Origin of the sequence: Pseudoalteromonas sp. R3 (genome assembly GCF_004014715.1) — a bacterium.
Taxonomy (GTDB): domain Bacteria; phylum Pseudomonadota; class Gammaproteobacteria; order Enterobacterales; family Alteromonadaceae; genus Pseudoalteromonas.
The window spans coordinates 918,875-937,287 of sequence record NZ_CP034835.1 but is presented as its reverse complement, the minus strand read 5'-3'; the positions used below and the strand labels follow the sequence as shown (position 1 = coordinate 937,287).

Sequence of the window (18,413 nt, the reverse complement as noted above, 5' to 3'; positions counted from 1 at the left end):
ACTAAATAAGCAGTGAATACCGTTACTCGTGTGCCTAGTCCTCAGGTGGGCTTCCTGAACCGATGACCAGTCGCTCCTGAATAATAGATGGATAAATACTCAGCCAAGAATCTTCATTAACCGACAAAATATGCTTGTTATTTCTATCTATGTATACATTCAGTATATTCGGCGGCTCAGGCTTACCAATCAAGGAGACGATCTCCATCCGCTTATTGCTAAACTCATCACTGCAAAAGGGCAGTTTATAAATTTCTGATATGCTTGCCAGTAAAACTTCAAAGCTCCCCTTCTCTTTACTGGAAAAAGGGGCCGGGCTCACAGTATAGCTCAGCTCATACTTAGGATGTGCATAGATATTAGATTTATAAACTTCCTCAGCAACCGAGATCTCTTCTGATTCCTGAAGCTCCCCCTTCGCCATTAAGACTTCCAGGCCAAACAGCTTGGCTCTGACCGTCTCGACCCCAAGCTGCTGATAAGGGAACGTATCCTCGCTCACATAATGAAAGCGAATATGTGCCAATGTATCTAATTCGTCCTGACAAGAAAAGCTCTGAAATGCAATCATTGCTATCATAAGAAAGGCGCTTTTTTCCAACATTACATAACCATTTTTCATAGAAATATATAAACGTCCAAGTAGTGTCTAGCTAAGTGGCTTGGTGGGATAGCACTTAATATACATGGAATTTAGTGTGGTACCCATCTAAATTAGTCTTCTAGCTCAGGCCTTCTAGCCGTTATTTCAAACTGACGTAGATAATGCGCCATCTGCCCTTAGACCGGCTCAATAAATTAATGATATTTGATTATGCCAACGGTCAAGCGTAACCGATGCCAAGCGATTGATGATTGTCAAAATAAGCCCATTGCAACCAGTGCACTTGCAGGGAGTAAAATTAAAAGGTTGTTGACTTTCAATTAACCCACTGATTTAATTTTATTTTTATTTATAAAAAGGAGCCTGCATGAGGGCAATACTTGGAGTAGTTGCAATACTCTTTACCATCATAGTAAACAGAGCGCACGCATTGACATTAATTGAAGATGTTGCAGTTAGCAGTGAAAAACAAACCATTACATTTAATGGTTACACTGATCCCGTTATTATTTCATCGGTGCCAACACTCAATGACAGTGAACCGGGCGTTATTTCCATTTCGAATGTGACCTCAACCAGTTTTGATGTTCAATTTAAAGAGTGGCCATATCTTGATGGCGTGCACGAAGAAGAACGTGTGTCATTTTTAATTGTTGAAAATGGCCGCCACCAGCTTGAAGATGGCAGCATCTGGGAAGCCGGAAAATTTAACCTTAAAAGTGGCAATACTCAGCTATTTTTTAAAGAAAGCTTTGCGCATGCACCTAGTGTACTACTGAGTGGCCAAACTCAAAACCGCAGTGATGCATATACATTGCGTGCTTCTAGCGTTTCCAAACTGACTTTTGGTGCAGACTTAGAAGTACAGGAGCTTGGTAGTGCACACACAGATGAAACCATTGGTTATCTTGCTATCTATAAAGAGACTAATAATGGGTTTACGAATGAAAACCTGGCTTATAACCTAACGCATCAAGCAACCAATCAAACCGGTTTTCAAACCCTGAACGGCAAGCTTTTTATACAAGAAGAGCAATCTAAAGACTCCGAGACAAACCATGTATTGGAAGTGGTGAATATTCTAAATTTGAAAAACCAACTCTTTGCGCAAGACATCACCCACTACGGTAAAGATACCATGTCGCTTCGCTTAGAAACCTCCAGCACATTCACAATTGAGCCTGGTGATAAAACAGGTCAATACGGGAATATCGCTTTAATCGGTTCAAATGGCTTAACCGAATCATCTTACACGACTAGCCAAAGCTACTATGCGGATAGTGCCTCTGGTGCATTCGACGGCTATAACAATTCAACACTGGTAAATAATGACGCCACTGAAGGAAAGATTAAACGAGGTATTTGGCTAAGTACTGTGGTTCAGGAACACTGGCTTCAGGTTGCCTTTGAGAAACAAGCTTACATTACGTCATTTAGACTTATGGTGCATAACAGTGCCGCTGACCTTGGTATGGGTGTTAAAGACATCACGTTACAGGTGTCTGATGATAATACCAACTTTATTGATCATGAGTCATTTACCCTAACCAGAAGTTATGATCAAACCGTAGAGCTTACACAGCCGGCAATCGGGAAATTTGTCAGGTTAAAGATCCACTCTACGCACGGGCATAACTATCGTGTGATTTCAGAATTAGAATATTATGGCGGTTTTGTTGGCAATGGCGCTCCTGAAGTACTAACTGAAGAGCCAAATCCAGCGAATGGCATTACCTGTGCCACCATTAAGCAGCAAAACCCAACTGCCAGCTCTGGTTTCTACGACATTGACCCTGATGGCGACAATGGCATTGCACCGTTTAGTGCATACTGTGAAATGACACAAAATGGCGGTGGCTGGGCGTTAGTTGCGCATCATACCGATGGACTTGAAAGTATCGTACATACCTCACCTGTTACCTTAAACACGGTCGGTGTACTTGCAAATGATCAATGGCAGGCCATTCGCAACAACATGACAACGGGTATGATGTTTGTTGATGAGCACAGCAAGGTTTCACAAATAAGCAAAAGCAAACTCGTAAACGCTAACTGTATTTCTGTGAAACAAAATAATGACTTAACTGAGCCTCAGGTACCTTACGATATTGCCGTTTTATGGCATAACGAAAATACTGGGTGCAGTATGTCAGGATTAGATTACTCATTTATTGCTTTGAGTATAAAATCTACCAGTCGAGGCGATGGCTACCTGCGCGCTGGCGCGTCGTTATACCAACACAGCGTTAAGTTCGATGTATGGCCTTATAGCCATGGAACTTACAGTGGCGCAGAGCAAAATACGTTGTACTACTACGTAAAATAAAAAGGTTGCAATGCAATAGAGGGAGCTTATGTGCTCCCTCTCAGGTTGATGAGTCGCCCTACTTCCCACCAGCCAAATCTATAAAAGTACCAGTCGCATAGCTTGCCTGTTCACTGAGCAACCAGGCGATGGCGCTGGCCACCTCTTCGGGCCTGCCACCTCTTTGCAGTGGCAGGAGTGATGCCAGCCTGTCGACTCTGCCGGGCTCACCGCCATCGGCATGAATATCGGTGTAGATGCAGCCCGGGCGAACGCAATTAACCCGGATCCCTTCTGCTGCCAGCTCCAGAGACAAACCTCGCGTAAAGCTATCAATGGCGCCTTTTGCTGCGGCGTAATCTACGTATTCATTGGCACCACCCAAATAAGAAGCTGCCGATGAGACATTCACTATGGCGCACCTGTCCATCTGGTGATGGGCACGGATCTGTTTAAGCACTTCTCTGGCACAGATAAAATACGGTGTCACGTTAGTACACAACATCTGATTGATACGCTCTGCGGTCATATCCTCCACGCGCATTTGGGTGTCCAGTACTCCGGCATTATTGACCAGGTGTGAAATCGGCCCAAGCTGTGTTTTGATGTCGTCGCACAACTGAACCACCTGTGCTTCTTCGCTAATATCAGCAGCAAAGTGGTGTGCTATGCCACCTTGTGCATGGATCTGAGCAACCACCTGCTCGGCTGCCGCACGATTCGATTTATAGTTAACTGCGACCAGATAGCCCTGCTCCGCCAGCAAGTTAGCCGTTGCGGCACCGATCCCCCGACTTGCGCCTGTTATTAATACTACTTTTTTCATTGTTATTATTTTTCCTGAAAAAAGGGGTGCCAAGCACCCCTTTATATTGTTGATAAGCTTTGTATCAAATACTTACTTAGCACTGATTATCGACCAAACTCAGTTGGTGCTGGTGGCACCGTGAGCTGCTTCTTCGGGTTTGCTTTCATCTCTTTAAGCAACTCCTCAACAGCACGCTCCACTGATGGATCTTTACCCGCGTGGATCAGCTCAGGACGATCAATCACTTCGATATCCGGGCTGACACCTTCATCTTCAATGATCCAGTTGCCATCATTGTCCAGAATACGGAAAGTCGCGGCAATCACCTGACCGCCGTCAACCAAACGAGGATTACCCGAAATACCGATCAAACCACCCCAGGTACGCGTACCGATCAGCTTACCAAGCCCTGCCTGACGGAAGTAATAAGGTAGCGCATCACCACCAGAACTAGAGTAGCCATTGATCAACATCGCCTTAGGACCATCGTGAGCAAACTGAGGCGTTTTCGTCGGCTCAACACCACGACGCTTCCAGTAGTTCAGAGGCTTACGTGCCAGCCAGGTGATCATGTGTTCAGGAATGAAGCCACCGCCATTGTAACGGTCATCAATGATCAGAGCATCTTTGGTTGTTTGTGGCATAAAGTGCTTAAACATCGCACGGTTACCCTCAAACAGCGTATTTGGCAGGTGAATGTAGCCAATGCGACCACCCGATAGCTTGTCCACATAGTCCATACGAGAGTGAACCCACTCCAGATAACGCAAACCACCTTCACTGGCGCTTGGCTTCACCGTTACCTTCCAGGCGCCATCCAGGCTTGGGGTGTCGTTGAGGCGTAGTTCAACCTGAGTACCCTGAGTATTTTCCAGCAGTTCGTAGAAGTTGCTCACGGTGTTTACCGCACGGCCATTAACCGACACTATGTAGTCACCCTTACTGGCATTAACGCCAGGCTCGCCCAATGGAGAGCGGAACTCTTCATGCCAGTTTTCACCCTGATAGATTTTTTCGATGCGCACAAAGCCTGAGCTGTGGGCACTGATCTGGGCGCCGAGCAGACCATGCTTCTTGCGTTTCGCTTTAGGCTCATCACCTGACTGAACATAGATGTGACCCGCGTTGATCTCACCTGCAATTTCGCTCAGTACATAGTCCAGATCATTGCGGTGTGCCACGGCATCAGCCATCGGCTGATAGCGCTTCAGGATAGCATCCCAGTCCTGACCATGGTGGTTTTCATCATAGAACCAGTCTCTGAGCGTTCGCCAGCCTTCGACATACATTTGTTGCCATTCAACTTTAGGGTCAATCTTCAGTATCATGTTACCCAGATCAAGTTGCGTTGCTTTCAGGTCCTGCTTGGCTTTAGGCTTGATCACACTGTATTTGCCGCCTGCACGCACAATCAGGTGCTCACCACCTGCCGCCACCTTATAGGCCTGTACGCCCTTGGCAACCGTTTGCACTTTGCCATCTTGTTTATTTGGGATCAGCTTCAATGTGCCTTCAGACAGCGCCAGTACGCCGTCTTTGACGCCATTTAAGTCTCCATAGTCACCCGCTTTCGCAGGCAATGCTACAACCCGTGACATAAAGCCATCTACCTGGAGCTGATTTTCAGTTGTACTGTCTTTGCTCTTATCGTCTTTCTCTTCGCTGACAATTGCCGCTTCATCGCTGTTAAACTGTGTCAGAGATGAAACCTTGTCATTCACTGCAACGGCATAAAGGCGTGTTGCATTGTTATACAAATAAGCAAACTCATAAGCGCTGAAGGTCAGGTTAAAATCGCGCTCCGATGTGAAATACAGATACTGACCATCCGGTGAGAAAGCCGGGTTCTGTTCATTGGTCATATCATCAGTCAGACGACTCAGCACTTTGCTTTGGGTATTGTAGTGCCACAAAGAAGCAAAGCGATTGGCATTGTTCTTTACAAAGATCAGATCTTCGCTGTTTGGAGACCAGGTATACTGGGTGATGCCATCATCGTCGTACTTGCCGGTATCGATCTTATGCAGCTCACCTGAGCTTACATCCAGCCACCACATAGTGTGGTTCTTATCAGCAAATAGCAGCTTTGAGCTGTCGGCCGACCAGATAGGGTCAAAACGCCAGATGGACCCGTTGCTGGTAAGTTGCTTAACTTCATTGTTATTAGCGCGGTCTTTCAGGTAAATCTCATACTCACCCGTTGCGTCACTCATATACGCAATATAACGGCCATTCGGTGACCAGCTCGCAGCAATTTCACGGCCTTCAGCCGTCATACTCAAGTTGCGCGTCGGGCCCTGCTCAACCGGGACTGAGAATACTTCACCACGCGCCGTGAATAGGGCACGTTTACCATCGTGAGAAACGTCCATTGAGTCAATGAACTTGCTGACATTTTTTGTGTAAGGCATAGCGTACTTGCGTACCCCGGGCACATTGATGGTCAGCTTTTCTGTGGTTTTAGTTGCTTCATCAAAGCGATACAAATAGCCGCCATTTTCATACACGATGGCATCTGGCCCGGCAGATGGCCACAGTACATCATACTCACTGTGGTTGGTCATCTTAACCGGTGCTTTCCCTTCACGGTATTTATACAGGTTTAGGGTATAGTCACGATCAGATACGAAGTATATGCTGTCGTTCACCCAGGTTGGCTGCTGATCAGTTGCTCTGTGTTCGGTCAGCTGTTTTGAGGTGTTGTTTTCTAAATCATACACCCAGACATCCTGTGCACGACCGCCCCGGCTGCGCTTCCAGGTTCTGAACTCGCGGTCAATCGGCGTATAGACAAACTGCTTACCATCTGGTGACAGCATACCACCACCACTTTCTGGAATGGCCAGCGGTTGCTCTAGTCCACCATCAGCAGGGATCATGTAAGGACGACCCATACGTTTACCCCAGGGCGTGCGGTTGGCACGAAACACAATATGCTTGCCATCCGGTGTCCAGTCAAACACTCGGTAATCAAACCCACCTCGTGGCGGCATTGGGCCCACATCATTGTAGTAAGTAAGCTGCTTCAGATTAGAGCCATCGGCATCGATCACATAAATCTGTCGGCTGCCATTGTACTCGGCCGCAAACGCAATGCGTTTTCCATCTGGTGAAAATTTGGGGAAGGTCTCAAAGCCAACATGGTCGGTCAGGCGGGTGCTGTTACCCGACTTGGTATCCGCAATGTAGATATCACCGCCATATACAAAAGTGACTTTGTCCTGATGAATATCAGGGAAACGCAGTAGCCGCGTGTCCTGAGTTTGATATGCAGCCGCCAATGGGGCAGCTACAGCCGCTATAGCGGCAACTAGATGCTTGAGTTTCATAAGCCTCACAAATTAGTTTTGTTATTTTATCTCATTTATAATAACAACTCTGTTCCTAATTACAGCTAACTTGCGGCCAAAAGCTTGTTACAAAATATGAAACCCGGATTATCTGTCCATGAGCTGATAATCCATCTTGTGATCACTGAAAGTTCAACACTTCCACGCCTCTGTCTTCTTTGATGTGCTCTATCACCATATAGGTGTGGTTAGTTCCAACCCCAGGTATTTCAACAATCTGCCCGAGTACTTCACGGTACTGACGCATATCCTGCACCCGGATCTTCAACAGGTAATCAAATCCCCCTGCAACCATATCGCAGGCTACGACATTGGGGATCTCCACCACATGCTGCCTGAATGTTTCAAATACAGACTCAGTGGAGCTTTTAAGCGTGATTTCAACATGCGCAACCAGGTGCTGTCCCAGCTTTGCCGCATTTAATTGAGCAGCATAGCCCTCAATATACCCTTCGGCCTCCAGCTTTTTCACGCGATCCAGGCATGGACTGGGGCTCAGATTGACGGCTTTCGCCAGGTTTACATTGGAAATACGGGCATTTTTTTGCAGGATATCCAGAATTGCCATATCGATCCTGTCGAGCACCCGCGTTTTAATTGAAGTGGTCATTCAGCATAAAATTCTGTGCAGCTTCGCAATTACCCGCAAATTTACCGTAATCAAAAAAAATAAGACAGCATATTCTGCTGTCTTTTCGATAGAATGTCCCCGAAATTTGACGTAACCGCCACATTAAGATCGTATCCGTGGCAAACCATTTATTAGAACGCGAGACTGGCTAAAAGTTGAACACGCCCTGAGGTGTGTTAAGGTTAGCACTATGACCGCATCATATTGTCGTAATTGAGACTTTTTGCAGGTACCGCCCAAATTTAATAGGTACGCAACGACTAGCAAGTACTTACCAACCTTGTTAGCACGCAAAGCATTAAGTTGTTCAATTTACAATCATTTTTGACTCTTATTTTATGAGGCTGAGTTATGCTTTATAACGGCGATTTGACAACCACCTGTCCTATCAGACAGAAGATCCGCGATTTTTACCGCATCGATGAAAACGAAGTTATCGACCATATTCTGCCGCTGGCAGAAGTCGGCGTAACGGCACGTAGCCGTGCCTGGGAAAGAGCCCGTCAGATGGTTTTGAATATTCGTCGCGATCAGGATGGCCAGAATGGTGTAGACGCACTGCTGAACGAATTCTCTCTGTCGTCAGAAGAAGGCGTAGTACTGATGTGTCTGGCTGAAGCCCTACTTCGCGTGCCAGATAAAGAAACTCAGGATCAGCTTATTCGTGACAAACTGGCCAAAGGTGACTGGAGCTCGCATTTAGGTAGCAGTGATTCTCTGTTCGTCAACGCCTCTAGCTGGGGCCTGTTGGTTACCGGTAAAATGGTGAACTACAGCGATAAAAATCAGGAAGAGCAGTTTGGTGTTCTGAAACGTACCATTGGCCGCCTTGGTGAGCCGGTGATCCGTAAGTCTGTAAACTTTGCTATGAAGATCATGGGTAAGCAGTTCGTAATGGGTGAGACCATTCAGGACGCCATTACCCGCGCCGCAGAAAAAGAACAAAAAGGCTATGTATACTCGTACGATATGCTGGGCGAAGGCGCACGTACAATGGCCGACGCTGAGCGCTACTACCAGAGCTACATGAATGCGATCCATGCCATTGGTAAAGCAGCGGCGGGTCGTGGTCCAATCAAAAGCCCGGGCATTTCTGTTAAGCTTTCTGCTATCCACCCACGTTATGAGTTTTCTCACAGCGACCGTGTAATGGACGAGCTGGTACCAAAGCTGAAAGAACTGGCTGTGGCGGCCAAGCAATACGACATCGGCTTTACCGTAGATGCTGAAGAAGCCGATCGACTGGACATTTCTTTAGACGTAATTGAAGCCGTCTTCTCAGCTCCAGAGCTGGATGGCTGGAATGGTTTCGGTCTGGCGGTACAAGCCTATCAAAAACGTGCCATTTTCGTTGTTGAATGGGTTGCTGATCTGGCACGACGCGTTGGCCGCAAGCTGATGGTCCGCCTGGTAAAAGGTGCCTACTGGGATACTGAAATTAAAACCACGCAGCAAGACGGTTTAGACCACTTCCCAGTATTTACCCGTAAAGCAACCACCGATGTGTCTTATAAAGCCTGTGCTATCAAGCTACTGGAAGCACGTGATGTGCTGTTCCCGCAGTTTGCAACACACAACGCCTACACAGCCGCAACCATCCTTGAAGTTGCGAAAGGCGACAATACTGGATTCGAATTCCAGCGCCTGCATGGCATGGGTGAGTCACTATTTGATCAAATCGTTGAAAGTGAAGGCATTCAGTGCCGTGTTTATGCACCGGTTGGCCATCATGAAGACTTGCTAGCTTATCTGGTACGTCGTCTACTGGAAAATGGCGCTAACTCATCGTTTGTAAACGCCATTGTCGACACTACTAAGCCGGTAGAGTCGTTACTGCCAGATCCGGTTGAAACCCTGCAAGGCCTGCGCAACAAATACAACAAGCAGATCAGCCTGCCTATCGAGCTGTATGGTGCTGAGCGTCCTAACTCAAAGGGTATGGACCTGACTGATATCAACGTGCTGACGCCATTCAAAGAGAATCTGGACAACTGGTTCAATGAACATCGTATCGAAGAAAATGATGTGCCAGAAGGTCGTATGGCGGTTCGTAACCCGGCCAATCATAAAGAGATTGTCGGTCATGTGCCTGTGCACGATGATGCGTACATGCAAAGCATTCTAAGTAATGCCGAAAACGCTTTTGCAGACTGGTCGCAAACACCAGTAAAAGAGCGTGCTGATCTGCTGCGCCGCGTCGGTGACATTCTTGAGCGTCATCACGATGAGCTGGTTGCAATCTGTATTAAAGAAGCCGGTAAGATCACTCAAGATGGCATCGATGAAGTCCGTGAAGCCGTCGACTTCTGTCGCTACTATGCAGCCCGTGCCGAAGAGCTGGCTAAAGACGAGCGCTTTGAAGCCCGTGGCGTGATTTTATGTATCAGCCCTTGGAACTTCCCGCTGGCGATTTTCCTTGGTCAGGTTGCCGCTGCTATTGTGACTGGTAATACAGTTATTGCAAAACCTGCTGAGCAAACCAGTATGATTGCATTGCGTTGTATCGAGTTGATGCGTACTGTGGGCTTGCCAGAGCACGTCGTACAGCCAGTTATTGCCCGTGGTAGTGAAGTGGGTAAGCACATTGTACCGGATGAGCGTATTCAGGCCGTGATGTTTACCGGCTCTACTGAAACCGGCACCCTGATTTCACAGATCCTGGCTGAGCGTAACGATATCCAGGTACCTCTGATCGCTGAAACGGGTGGCCAGAACTGTATGGTCGTTGACTCAACAGCACTGCCTGAGCAGGTTGTGGATGATGTGATTTCATCAGGCTTCCAAAGTGCAGGTCAGCGCTGTTCTGCACTACGTGTATTGTTCCTGCAAGAAGATGTGGCTGATGGCATTATCAAAATGCTTCAGGGTGCACTGCAAGAACTGCATGTTGGTGATCCAGCCATGTTGTCTACAGACGTAGGCCCAGTTATCGACGAAAAAGCATTGAATGCGCTAACCAAGCACGTTGATTTATGAAGAGCAATGGCAAGCTATTGTTCGAAGCTAAGATCCCGGACAACAGCGAGAATGGTGCTTACTTCTTTGCACCGCGCTTGTATGAAATCTCTGACCTGTCAGTACTTAAACGCGAAGTCTTTGGTCCGGTTGTCCATATCATCCGCTTCAAAGGTGAAGATCTGGACAAGGTAATCGACCAGATCAATGGCACTGGATACGGCCTGACTATGGGGGTTCACTCACGTATCGAAGCACGCTGTGAGTACCTGGCTAAGATGTCTCGCGCGGGTAATGTCTACGTTAACCGTAATATGATTGGTGCTATCGTTGGTGTTCAGCCGTTTGGTGGTCGAGGCCTGTCTGGTACTGGTCCTAAAGCAGGTGGTCCAAACTACCTGTTGCGCCTGGTTAAAGAAAAAGCGTCTCCGGATAACGTGCAGATGACCAATCTGACACCAGATGAGCTGGAAACACACCACTTCCCGGGTGCCGTTGAGCAGGTTGAAGCTCTGATGCAGAACTCGCTGCGCGACGAGAAGATCTGGCGTGCAACTCCACTGAATGACCGTGTTTCTGCGGTGCGTCAGCTACTGGCTAAGGTAGCCACGGTTGAGATCATCGACGAGTTGGCTGATGACTTAGCCCTGACGCTGGCAGATGCTCGTGCCCAGTTGAACCGCCTGGAAAAACGTATGCGTTCACACATAGTATTACCTGGGCCAACGGGTGAATCTAACACCCTGCACCTTGAGCCTCGTGGCTGTGTAGTGTGTTATGCCGATAAGAGTACCTCATTTAACTTCTGGGCGTTGTCGGTCATTACCGCTCTGGCTGCCGGTAACACGGTAATTACGGTTGCCTCTGAGTTATTCTATGAAGAAGCACAGGCGTTCCGCGATAAGTTTATCGCGACTGGCGTTGCCGAAGGGGTATTCCAGGTTGCTAAGCCAAACCAGTTACAGGCTATTCTGGCGCACCCTCACCTGTCTGGCGCAGTGGTTGCTGCCCGCTCATCACGCCTGGGCTACTTCAGTCAGCAACTGGCTGCGCGCAAGGGCGCCATTTTGCCAGTGATCAGCGCTGAGTACTACGATACGTTGATCAGCCGTCTGGTGACAGAGAAAACAATTAGTATTGATACCACGGCATCGGGTGGTAATACCTCTCTGATGACATTGGTAGAAGATGACGAATAATAGAATTCGTTAAATCTTAATTTCACTTAAGCCGGCATTCGCCGGCTTTTTTTATATTTAATATCAATGGCCTTAACACAGTTGTAATGCACAAATTACAAGCCTGTACCTTGATTTGTAGCAAAACTATTTCATTTTTTAGTTAACCGTTATATTGTGCCTGCTTCTCTCACAAAGTTAGGGGCTATGTGTGCAAAAGAACAAAACCATCGGCAGCATGTTAATTGTCGCCGGCACCACAATTGGAGCTGGCATGCTGGCGTTACCTATCGCCTCAGCAGGCCTGGGCTTTACCACTGCTTTACTCTTAATACTGGCAACCTGGGTGTTAATGACTTATACCGCATTACTGATGTTAGAACTGCACCAGTACGCCAGTAAAGAAGCGACCTTGAACACGTTGGCCAAGCGCATTTTAGGCAAGAAAGGTCAGTATATTGCTAATTTCTCCATGGTCTTTCTATTCTATGCCTTGTGTGCAGCCTATATCGCGGGTGGAGGCGCTCAGCTACAAGAAAAACTTACAGCCTTAACCAATATGGAGATAGCACCTCAGGCAGGCTCAGTGTTGCTGGCCGTACTTGTTGCAACAATCGTCACTCTGGGCACCAGTACAGTTGATAAACTCAACCGTGTTCTGTTTGCAATCAAGATAGTTGTTTTGGCCAGTTTGTTTTTTGTTCTGACTCCCTATGTGCGCGGGCAGCACTTATTAGATATGCCGGTAGAACAAGGGCTGATCATCTCTGCACTACCCGTTATCTTCACGTCATTTGGTTTTCATGGCTCTATTCCTTCCATCGTTAAATACGTTGGGCTGGATATACGCACTTTAAGAAAAGTGATGATAGTCGGGGCTTCATTACCCCTAGTGATTTATATCGGCTGGCAACTGCTTAGCCAGGGCGTGATGGCACAGAGCGCCCTACTCAACAGTGAAGGTTTGCCTGGATTCGTTGCCAGTATTTCTAATATTGCGCATAGTCCGCAAGTAAGCACTTTTGTCACCCTGTTTGCCGATCTGGCGCTGGCAACGTCATTTCTTGGCGTCAGCCTGGGTCTGTTCGACTTTTTTGCAGACGCCTTTAAAAAACGCAATACCGTGTCTGAGCGAGTGATCACTGCGCTGATCACTTTCTTGCCTCCTCTTGGCTTTGCACTGTTTTACCCGCAGGGATTTATCATGGCGCTGGGCTATGCTGCTATCGCACTCGTTGTGCTCGCCATTTTCCTCCCCGTTGCTATGGTCTGGCAACAACGTAAAACGCATCAGACGACCAAAGGCGATAACCCGACAGCTGACGGCTACCAGGTTGTTGGCGGTAATGTTGGACTGATTTGTGCTGGCTTATGTGGTGTACTGATCATTTCTGCACAATGTCTGCAAATGCTGGGTGTGATCCCGGCACTTTAACAATTAACCACACTTTTTGCCTCGATTTAACTGTGGCTGGCGATATAATGTCCGCACTAAGACATTCCCAGCCGTAGTTAAGAAGGACCGCATGAAACATCTCATCCCCCTCATTCTTCCAACCGTTTTGCTAATTGCCTGTGGCGGAGAAAACAGCGAACCATTAAAAGCCGATCCAAATTCGTCAAGTAACAATGGTCATCGGATACAAGCTCAACCGTACAAAGTTGCGGCAACGATTTTAGTGCGCAACGCTCGCTCAACAAGTTTGAGCGCACCGCTGTTTTCTGGCAGATCGAAGGAGCACGGTTGCAATCAAAGCCGCAGCTGCTTATCTATGCAGACAAGTTTTCATTAAATGCTTCTCACCAGCTCAGTTCAGACGAAACACTGTGCTTGCTGGCAGCCGACATATTTGGTTCAAGTGGTGCCCAGACTTGGATAGGTGACGACAATGGCTCGGTTAAACAGGGAGAATTGTATTACTACAGCCCTGCAATTACATTTACTGGTGCTTTACCTGAGCTGAAATCTCTTGATGACTGGCGCAGCCTGGGCTCTCCTGCACATACCACATTAACAACCCCAGCCAGTGACATCACTATCTGGTACCGTGATAAAGATGAAAACCGCTTTACGTTAGGTACATCAGAAAGCAACCAGAACCCTGTGACTATGAACTGCACCCAAGATGGGTTCGCATTATCCTATTCATTATCACAGGTAGCACAAAGCCAGCTGGATACCTTAAACCCTAGCTTCTGTGAAACTCAGGGTACAGGTGATAACGCAACAACACATTGCCTGAGCGTTGCTTTAACAACTACGGATAAACTAGAGTCATGTCAGTTTGGCACAACCAGTGTGGCGTTGCCTGACAGCTCGGGTAATAAAACAGCTGTAAAGGTCTCCGGCACACTCGCAATAGACAACGATGATGCCGAACTGAGTATTACTCAAATCGACATTAAGTAGTTTTTATACCAATTTGCTTAATTAAGTGTTCTATTTTGAGGCGAGAAAATAGGGTCGATAACAAGGCAAAAGTTTTGCTGTTTAGTTGTTCTAAATGAGAAATTTTTAACGCCGTTAGCGTCCTATTTACTCCTTCAAATTGAACAAGCCTATGGCAGTGTTACCTATGCGCTCCTGGCGCCTCGCACGCGAGGGGTTATACCAATTTGCTTCATTAAGTGTTCCATTTTGAGGCGAGAAAATATGAACTTCGGATTGTTAAGCCGACCTGTAAACAGGAGCAGGTAACAGCCCGGGGTTAGCTGGTTTCTTCGGTTACTTTAGTGGTTTTTCTATTTTTACCCAACACATAGATAAGCGGCACAAAGCATAAGAACACGGTTGCATAATTAACCAAAGGTAATACCGTCATGTACAGGTAACCTGAGTAGCTGAGATCCATCAGATGGCGATCAACGAGCCTGAAAAGTTGTAATAAGGGGGCGGGGATAACCACAAGCTGACAGATGATACTCTGCCACATATACATTTTGTCTTTAAGTGCCCAGTAGGCAACTATGGCGATAAAGAGTACATCCATCGCTGCCCAGTAAATGTAACGGTAGACTTTGCCACCATCGACACTCAAAATTAGGTCGTAGGTTAAATAACCATTGATAAAGAAAACGAGGCAAAGTAACGAGTATCTTAACGCTTGTCTGTCCTTTAAAAAATAGAACAATACAACGGCTATCGACACCAAAATCATCTGGCTATCAATGATCGCTATCAGTGTATTGTGAATAACCGGGACGTGGGGCCCAAGAATATCGATACTCGTCATTATCAGATTATAACCTTACTGCCATTACTTTGGCTGTTCATCACCTTCGTCAGCACCACCACCATTGGAACCCGGCATATACGCGTATTTACTTAGCATTGTTTTCTCCATTAACATTATTAGATTAAAATCCGCTGAATAGCCTAGCCCAAGAATCGGTACCACGCAATACTTCTAGTTGTTTCCACGCACATTTATTGGGTCGGATTCTTTGGCTTTGCCTTGCATAATCGATATTTCCACCCGGCGATTACGTCGTCGATCTACATCCGTTTCGTTGGGGACCAGTGGCCGGGTATCTGCGTGACCAACCACCACCATGCGGTTTTTATCAAACCCAGGTACAGTTTGCATTTCAGTTGCAACCGCAACCGCGCGGGTCGCAGACAGATCCCAGTTATTGCTGTAAAGCTCATTTGAAAACTGAAAATCGTCAGTGTGCCCGGACACCGTTATTTCGCCGGGTACATCTTTGAGTAACTGCGCAATGTCCTGGATCACAGGCTTGAATTTAGGTTGTAAGAATGCACTGCCCGATGGAAAAGAACCGTTTTCCTGAATACGTATGATGATCTGCTGACCAAGTGATTCAAGTTCAATAGCACCATCCATGATTTGTTTTTCAAGCTGTTGGGCGATTTTTTTCACCAGCTCGTTTACTTGCTCTTGCTCCGCAGCTGCTATTGCCTGAGTCATCGACTGCTCTTGGGCCGTACTGGAAGATTCACCACCACGCTTGTTGCCCCTTTGTTCTTGTCGACCACCCGCCGAGCTTTCGTCCCCGGCCTGAAATTCAAGCATTTGCTGAGTCATCTCAACAGTTTGCTGTTGAATCGTTTCTATGGGTGTCGGCTCGGGTTTACCCGGTGTGAACTCCATCGCAATCACGCTGGTACCTTTGGGAATGTCTTTTACTTCAATTTTGTTCTGTACACCAAACGCAAACTTCATCGAGCCTGCTATTTGCTTAAACTTCAGTACATCCATTTCCGAAAACGCCAGCAGCAGAACGAAGAAGCACATCAGCAGCGACATCAGATCGGCAAAGGTCCCCATCCAGGCAGGTAAGCCTGGGGGGGGACATTTGCATTCGTTCTCGTCCGACATAACTACTCCTCGGCCTCACCACCCCGTTTAGACTCAGGCAGATAATTTTTCAGAATACCTTCAATCACTTTCGGGTTTTGCCCATCCTGTATGCCCAAAATAGCATCCAGGATCAATCGCTGATTACGTTCTTCTTCGTCTTTGCGCAGCTCCAGTTTTACCTGAATAGGAATGGCGACTACGTTCGCTAAAAACGCACCATATAAAGTGGTCAATAGTGCTACGGCCATAGCAGGTCCGATTGCCTTAGGATCATCCATGTTCGATAACATAGCTACCAGACCAATCAGGGTCCCTATCATACCCATTGCCGGAGCGATATCCGCCAGAGACTTAAACAACCCGGCGCCCATCTCATGTCGAGTAGAGGTCAGTGCAATGTCTTTTTGCAATGTTGCCCGGACGACATCTGCATCGTGGCCATCCACCAGCATATCAACACCCTTGCGCATAAAGGAATTAGGGATCTCCGCTTCTTCTAACGCCAAAAACCCACCTTTACGTGCTGAATCAGCCAGTTCAACTGCTTTTTCAATTAACTCTTCAGGTGTTTCCAGTTTAAACATAAAGGCCTTACCGGCCACCTTACCAATGCCAAAAAACTGGCTCATGGTAAAGTTAGAAAGCACGATAAATATCGAGCCACCAAATACAATAACCACTGATGGAGTGTTGTAAAACATGGCGACCTGGCCATCACTACTAAGTACCATGGACATCACAATCAAGCCAATGGCCCCTAAGATCCCAATCACGGTTGCTAAATCCACACACCCTCCAAAAGAAATTACCCGCTATCTATCACGCAGTTATTATTATCGACAGAGTTATCGGCCAGTTTTGCAATAACTTAACTCAATTATATTAAATTGCCTTGAAATTGCGAATTCATAAGCCATTGGCAATTCCCCCCGGACTATATAACGTAAAAAGTCCGAGAGATCTTTGACCTCAATCTGTAATACTCATAAAATTAGGCGTTTTTTAATTTAGCTCAAAGTGAATATTGCACATGGCGACAAAAAAACCGGAAAACATGAGCTTTGAAGAAGCTGTTGGCGAGCTTGAAGGCATAGTACAGGACATGGAACGCGGCGAACTGACCCTGGAACAATCACTCAAACAATTTGAACGGGGTATTAAATTGGCCAATGCTTCCTCACAAAAGCTACAACAGGCTGAACAGAAAGTCGCAATTTTGCTGGGCAACGATGAGCAAAGCCCACTGAACGAATTTACAGACGAGCTGGAATAATAAACGGTGGATTTACAAGCACAACTTGCCCAAGCCAGAGCCCAGGTAGACAAAACCGTAGCAGCATACTTTGCACAGGAACTGGACAGTGACAGCACAGCCATTGCTGCAACACGTTACAGTATTAGTAATGGTGGCAAGCGATTGCGCCCGTTTCTTGTTTACACGGCAGGTCAGATTTTTGGCGCTGCACCTGATGACTTGGATGTTGCAGCCGCTGCTGTTGAATGTATTCACAGCTACTCACTGGTCCACGACGATTTACCTGCAATGGACGATGATGACCTGCGTCGCGGTAAACCGACCTGCCATATCGCCTTTGATGAAGCACAGGCTATTTTGGCAGGTGATGCTTTGCAGACGCTGGCATTTGAGTTGTTATCAGGACACGCATTCTCCGTGCCGGCAAATAATCAGATTGTCATGATCAATACACTTGCAAAGGCTTCTGGTTTACAGGGCATGGTCGGGGGTCAGGCACTAGATTTAGCTGCAACAGACAAATCAGTCACGCTGGAGCAACTTGAGCGTATCCACCGCTTAAAAACAGGTGCTCTGCTCACCTGTGCCATTGAGCTGGGTGCTCTATGCGCACCCAATGTGTCACCACATACGCTTGCACGGTTACGTGAATATGGCCAAAATATTGGCCTGGCGTTTCAGGTTCAGGACGACATTCTGGATATCGAAGGCAACACCGAAGTACTAGGCAAACCGCAGGGTTCTGATCTGGAACACAATAAATCTACGTATCCTGCACTACTGGGTTTGTCAGGCGCAAAGCAAAAAGCGCAGGCACTGGTTGATGAAGCAAAGCGGGCATTGCAAGACATTGATGCAGACACAAAGGCTCTGGCTTTGCTAGCAGATTATATCATCGCCAGAGACCACTAAACCCAGCAAACAGACTAGCAATCGACTGATAAGTCGCTAAATTAATAACTAGTTCAGTTATACTGTGGTGCATTGCAGCATGTACCTCGAAAA

12 protein-coding genes and 1 pseudogene are annotated in these 18,413 nt (G+C 47.0%); 6 read left to right on the top strand and 7 right to left on the bottom strand.

The genetic code is table 11. The features are described from left to right. Positions 1 to 34: 34 nt before the first annotated feature. Complete coding sequence (locus tag ELR70_RS09000) at positions 35 to 580, bottom strand: hypothetical protein (RefSeq protein ID WP_128064553.1); 546 nt, start codon at positions 578 to 580, stop codon at positions 35 to 37. A gap of 391 nt (positions 581 to 971) precedes the next feature. On the opposite strand from ELR70_RS09000, the gene ELR70_RS08995 reads away from it, so the two are divergent. Beyond that, a complete protein-coding gene (locus ELR70_RS08995) occupies positions 972 to 2,930 on the top strand; it encodes a discoidin domain-containing protein (protein WP_054017271.1) in 1,959 nt (652 codons plus the stop codon). Positions 2,931 to 2,988: 58 nt separating this feature from the next. On the opposite strand, the gene ELR70_RS08990 is transcribed toward ELR70_RS08995, so the two are convergent. The 3 genes from ELR70_RS08990 to ELR70_RS08980 form a co-directional block, all read right to left on the bottom strand. After that, a complete protein-coding gene (locus tag ELR70_RS08990) occupies positions 2,989 to 3,735 on the bottom strand; it encodes an SDR family oxidoreductase (protein WP_054017272.1) in 747 nt (248 codons plus the stop codon). 86 nt (positions 3,736 to 3,821) lie between these two features. After that, positions 3,822 to 7,046 (bottom strand): S41 family peptidase, encoded by a 3,225-nt coding sequence (locus tag ELR70_RS08985; RefSeq protein WP_054017273.1) that lies wholly within the window; start codon positions 7,044 to 7,046, stop codon positions 3,822 to 3,824. A 142-nt stretch (positions 7,047 to 7,188) separates the two neighbouring features. Beyond that, the gene (locus ELR70_RS08980; protein WP_054017274.1) at positions 7,189 to 7,677 is read right to left on the bottom strand and encodes a winged helix-turn-helix transcriptional regulator; all 489 of its coding nucleotides are present in this window, start codon (positions 7,675 to 7,677) and stop codon (positions 7,189 to 7,191) included. 372 nt (positions 7,678 to 8,049) lie between these two features. On the opposite strand from ELR70_RS08980, the pseudogene putA reads away from it, so the two are divergent. The 3 genes and pseudogenes from putA (at position 8,050) to ELR70_RS08965 (ending at position 14,241) form a co-directional block, all read left to right on the top strand. Then, a pseudogene (gene putA, locus ELR70_RS08975) lies at positions 8,050 to 11,852 on the top strand (bifunctional proline dehydrogenase/L-glutamate gamma-semialdehyde dehydrogenase PutA). Positions 11,853 to 12,042: 190 nt separating this feature from the next. Then, positions 12,043 to 13,266 (top strand): aromatic amino acid transport family protein, encoded by a 1,224-nt coding sequence (locus ELR70_RS08970; RefSeq protein WP_054017276.1) that lies wholly within the window; start codon positions 12,043 to 12,045, stop codon positions 13,264 to 13,266. A 309-nt stretch (positions 13,267 to 13,575) separates the two neighbouring features. After that, positions 13,576 to 14,241, top strand: coding sequence for a hypothetical protein (locus ELR70_RS08965; RefSeq protein ID WP_128064552.1), 666 nt, complete (start codon positions 13,576 to 13,578; stop codon positions 14,239 to 14,241). A 298-nt stretch (positions 14,242 to 14,539) separates the two neighbouring features. On the opposite strand, the gene ELR70_RS08960 is transcribed toward ELR70_RS08965, so the two are convergent. The 3 genes from ELR70_RS08960 to pomA form a co-directional block, all read right to left on the bottom strand. Then, on the bottom strand, positions 14,540 to 15,064 hold the full coding sequence (locus tag ELR70_RS08960) for a hypothetical protein (RefSeq protein ID WP_082353340.1): 525 nt from the start codon (positions 15,062 to 15,064) through the stop codon (positions 14,540 to 14,542). Positions 15,065 to 15,238: 174 nt separating this feature from the next. After that, positions 15,239 to 16,171, bottom strand: coding sequence for a flagellar motor protein MotB (locus tag ELR70_RS08955; protein WP_054017278.1), 933 nt, complete (start codon positions 16,169 to 16,171; stop codon positions 15,239 to 15,241). A gap of 2 nt (positions 16,172 to 16,173) precedes the next feature. Next, positions 16,174 to 16,941: a flagellar motor protein PomA gene (pomA, locus tag ELR70_RS08950; RefSeq protein WP_010382858.1), complete on the bottom strand. Its 768-nt coding sequence runs from the start codon at positions 16,939 to 16,941 to the stop codon at positions 16,174 to 16,176. Between the two features lie 242 nt (positions 16,942 to 17,183). Between pomA and xseB the strand changes: the two genes are divergently transcribed. Further along, positions 17,184 to 17,426, top strand: coding sequence for an exodeoxyribonuclease VII small subunit (xseB, locus tag ELR70_RS08945; RefSeq protein ID WP_054017279.1), 243 nt, complete (start codon positions 17,184 to 17,186; stop codon positions 17,424 to 17,426). A gap of 6 nt (positions 17,427 to 17,432) precedes the next feature. Further along, the gene (gene ispA, locus ELR70_RS08940) at positions 17,433 to 18,320 is read left to right on the top strand and encodes a (2E,6E)-farnesyl diphosphate synthase (protein ID WP_054017280.1); all 888 of its coding nucleotides are present in this window, start codon (positions 17,433 to 17,435) and stop codon (positions 18,318 to 18,320) included. Positions 18,321 to 18,413 lie beyond the last annotated feature (93 nt).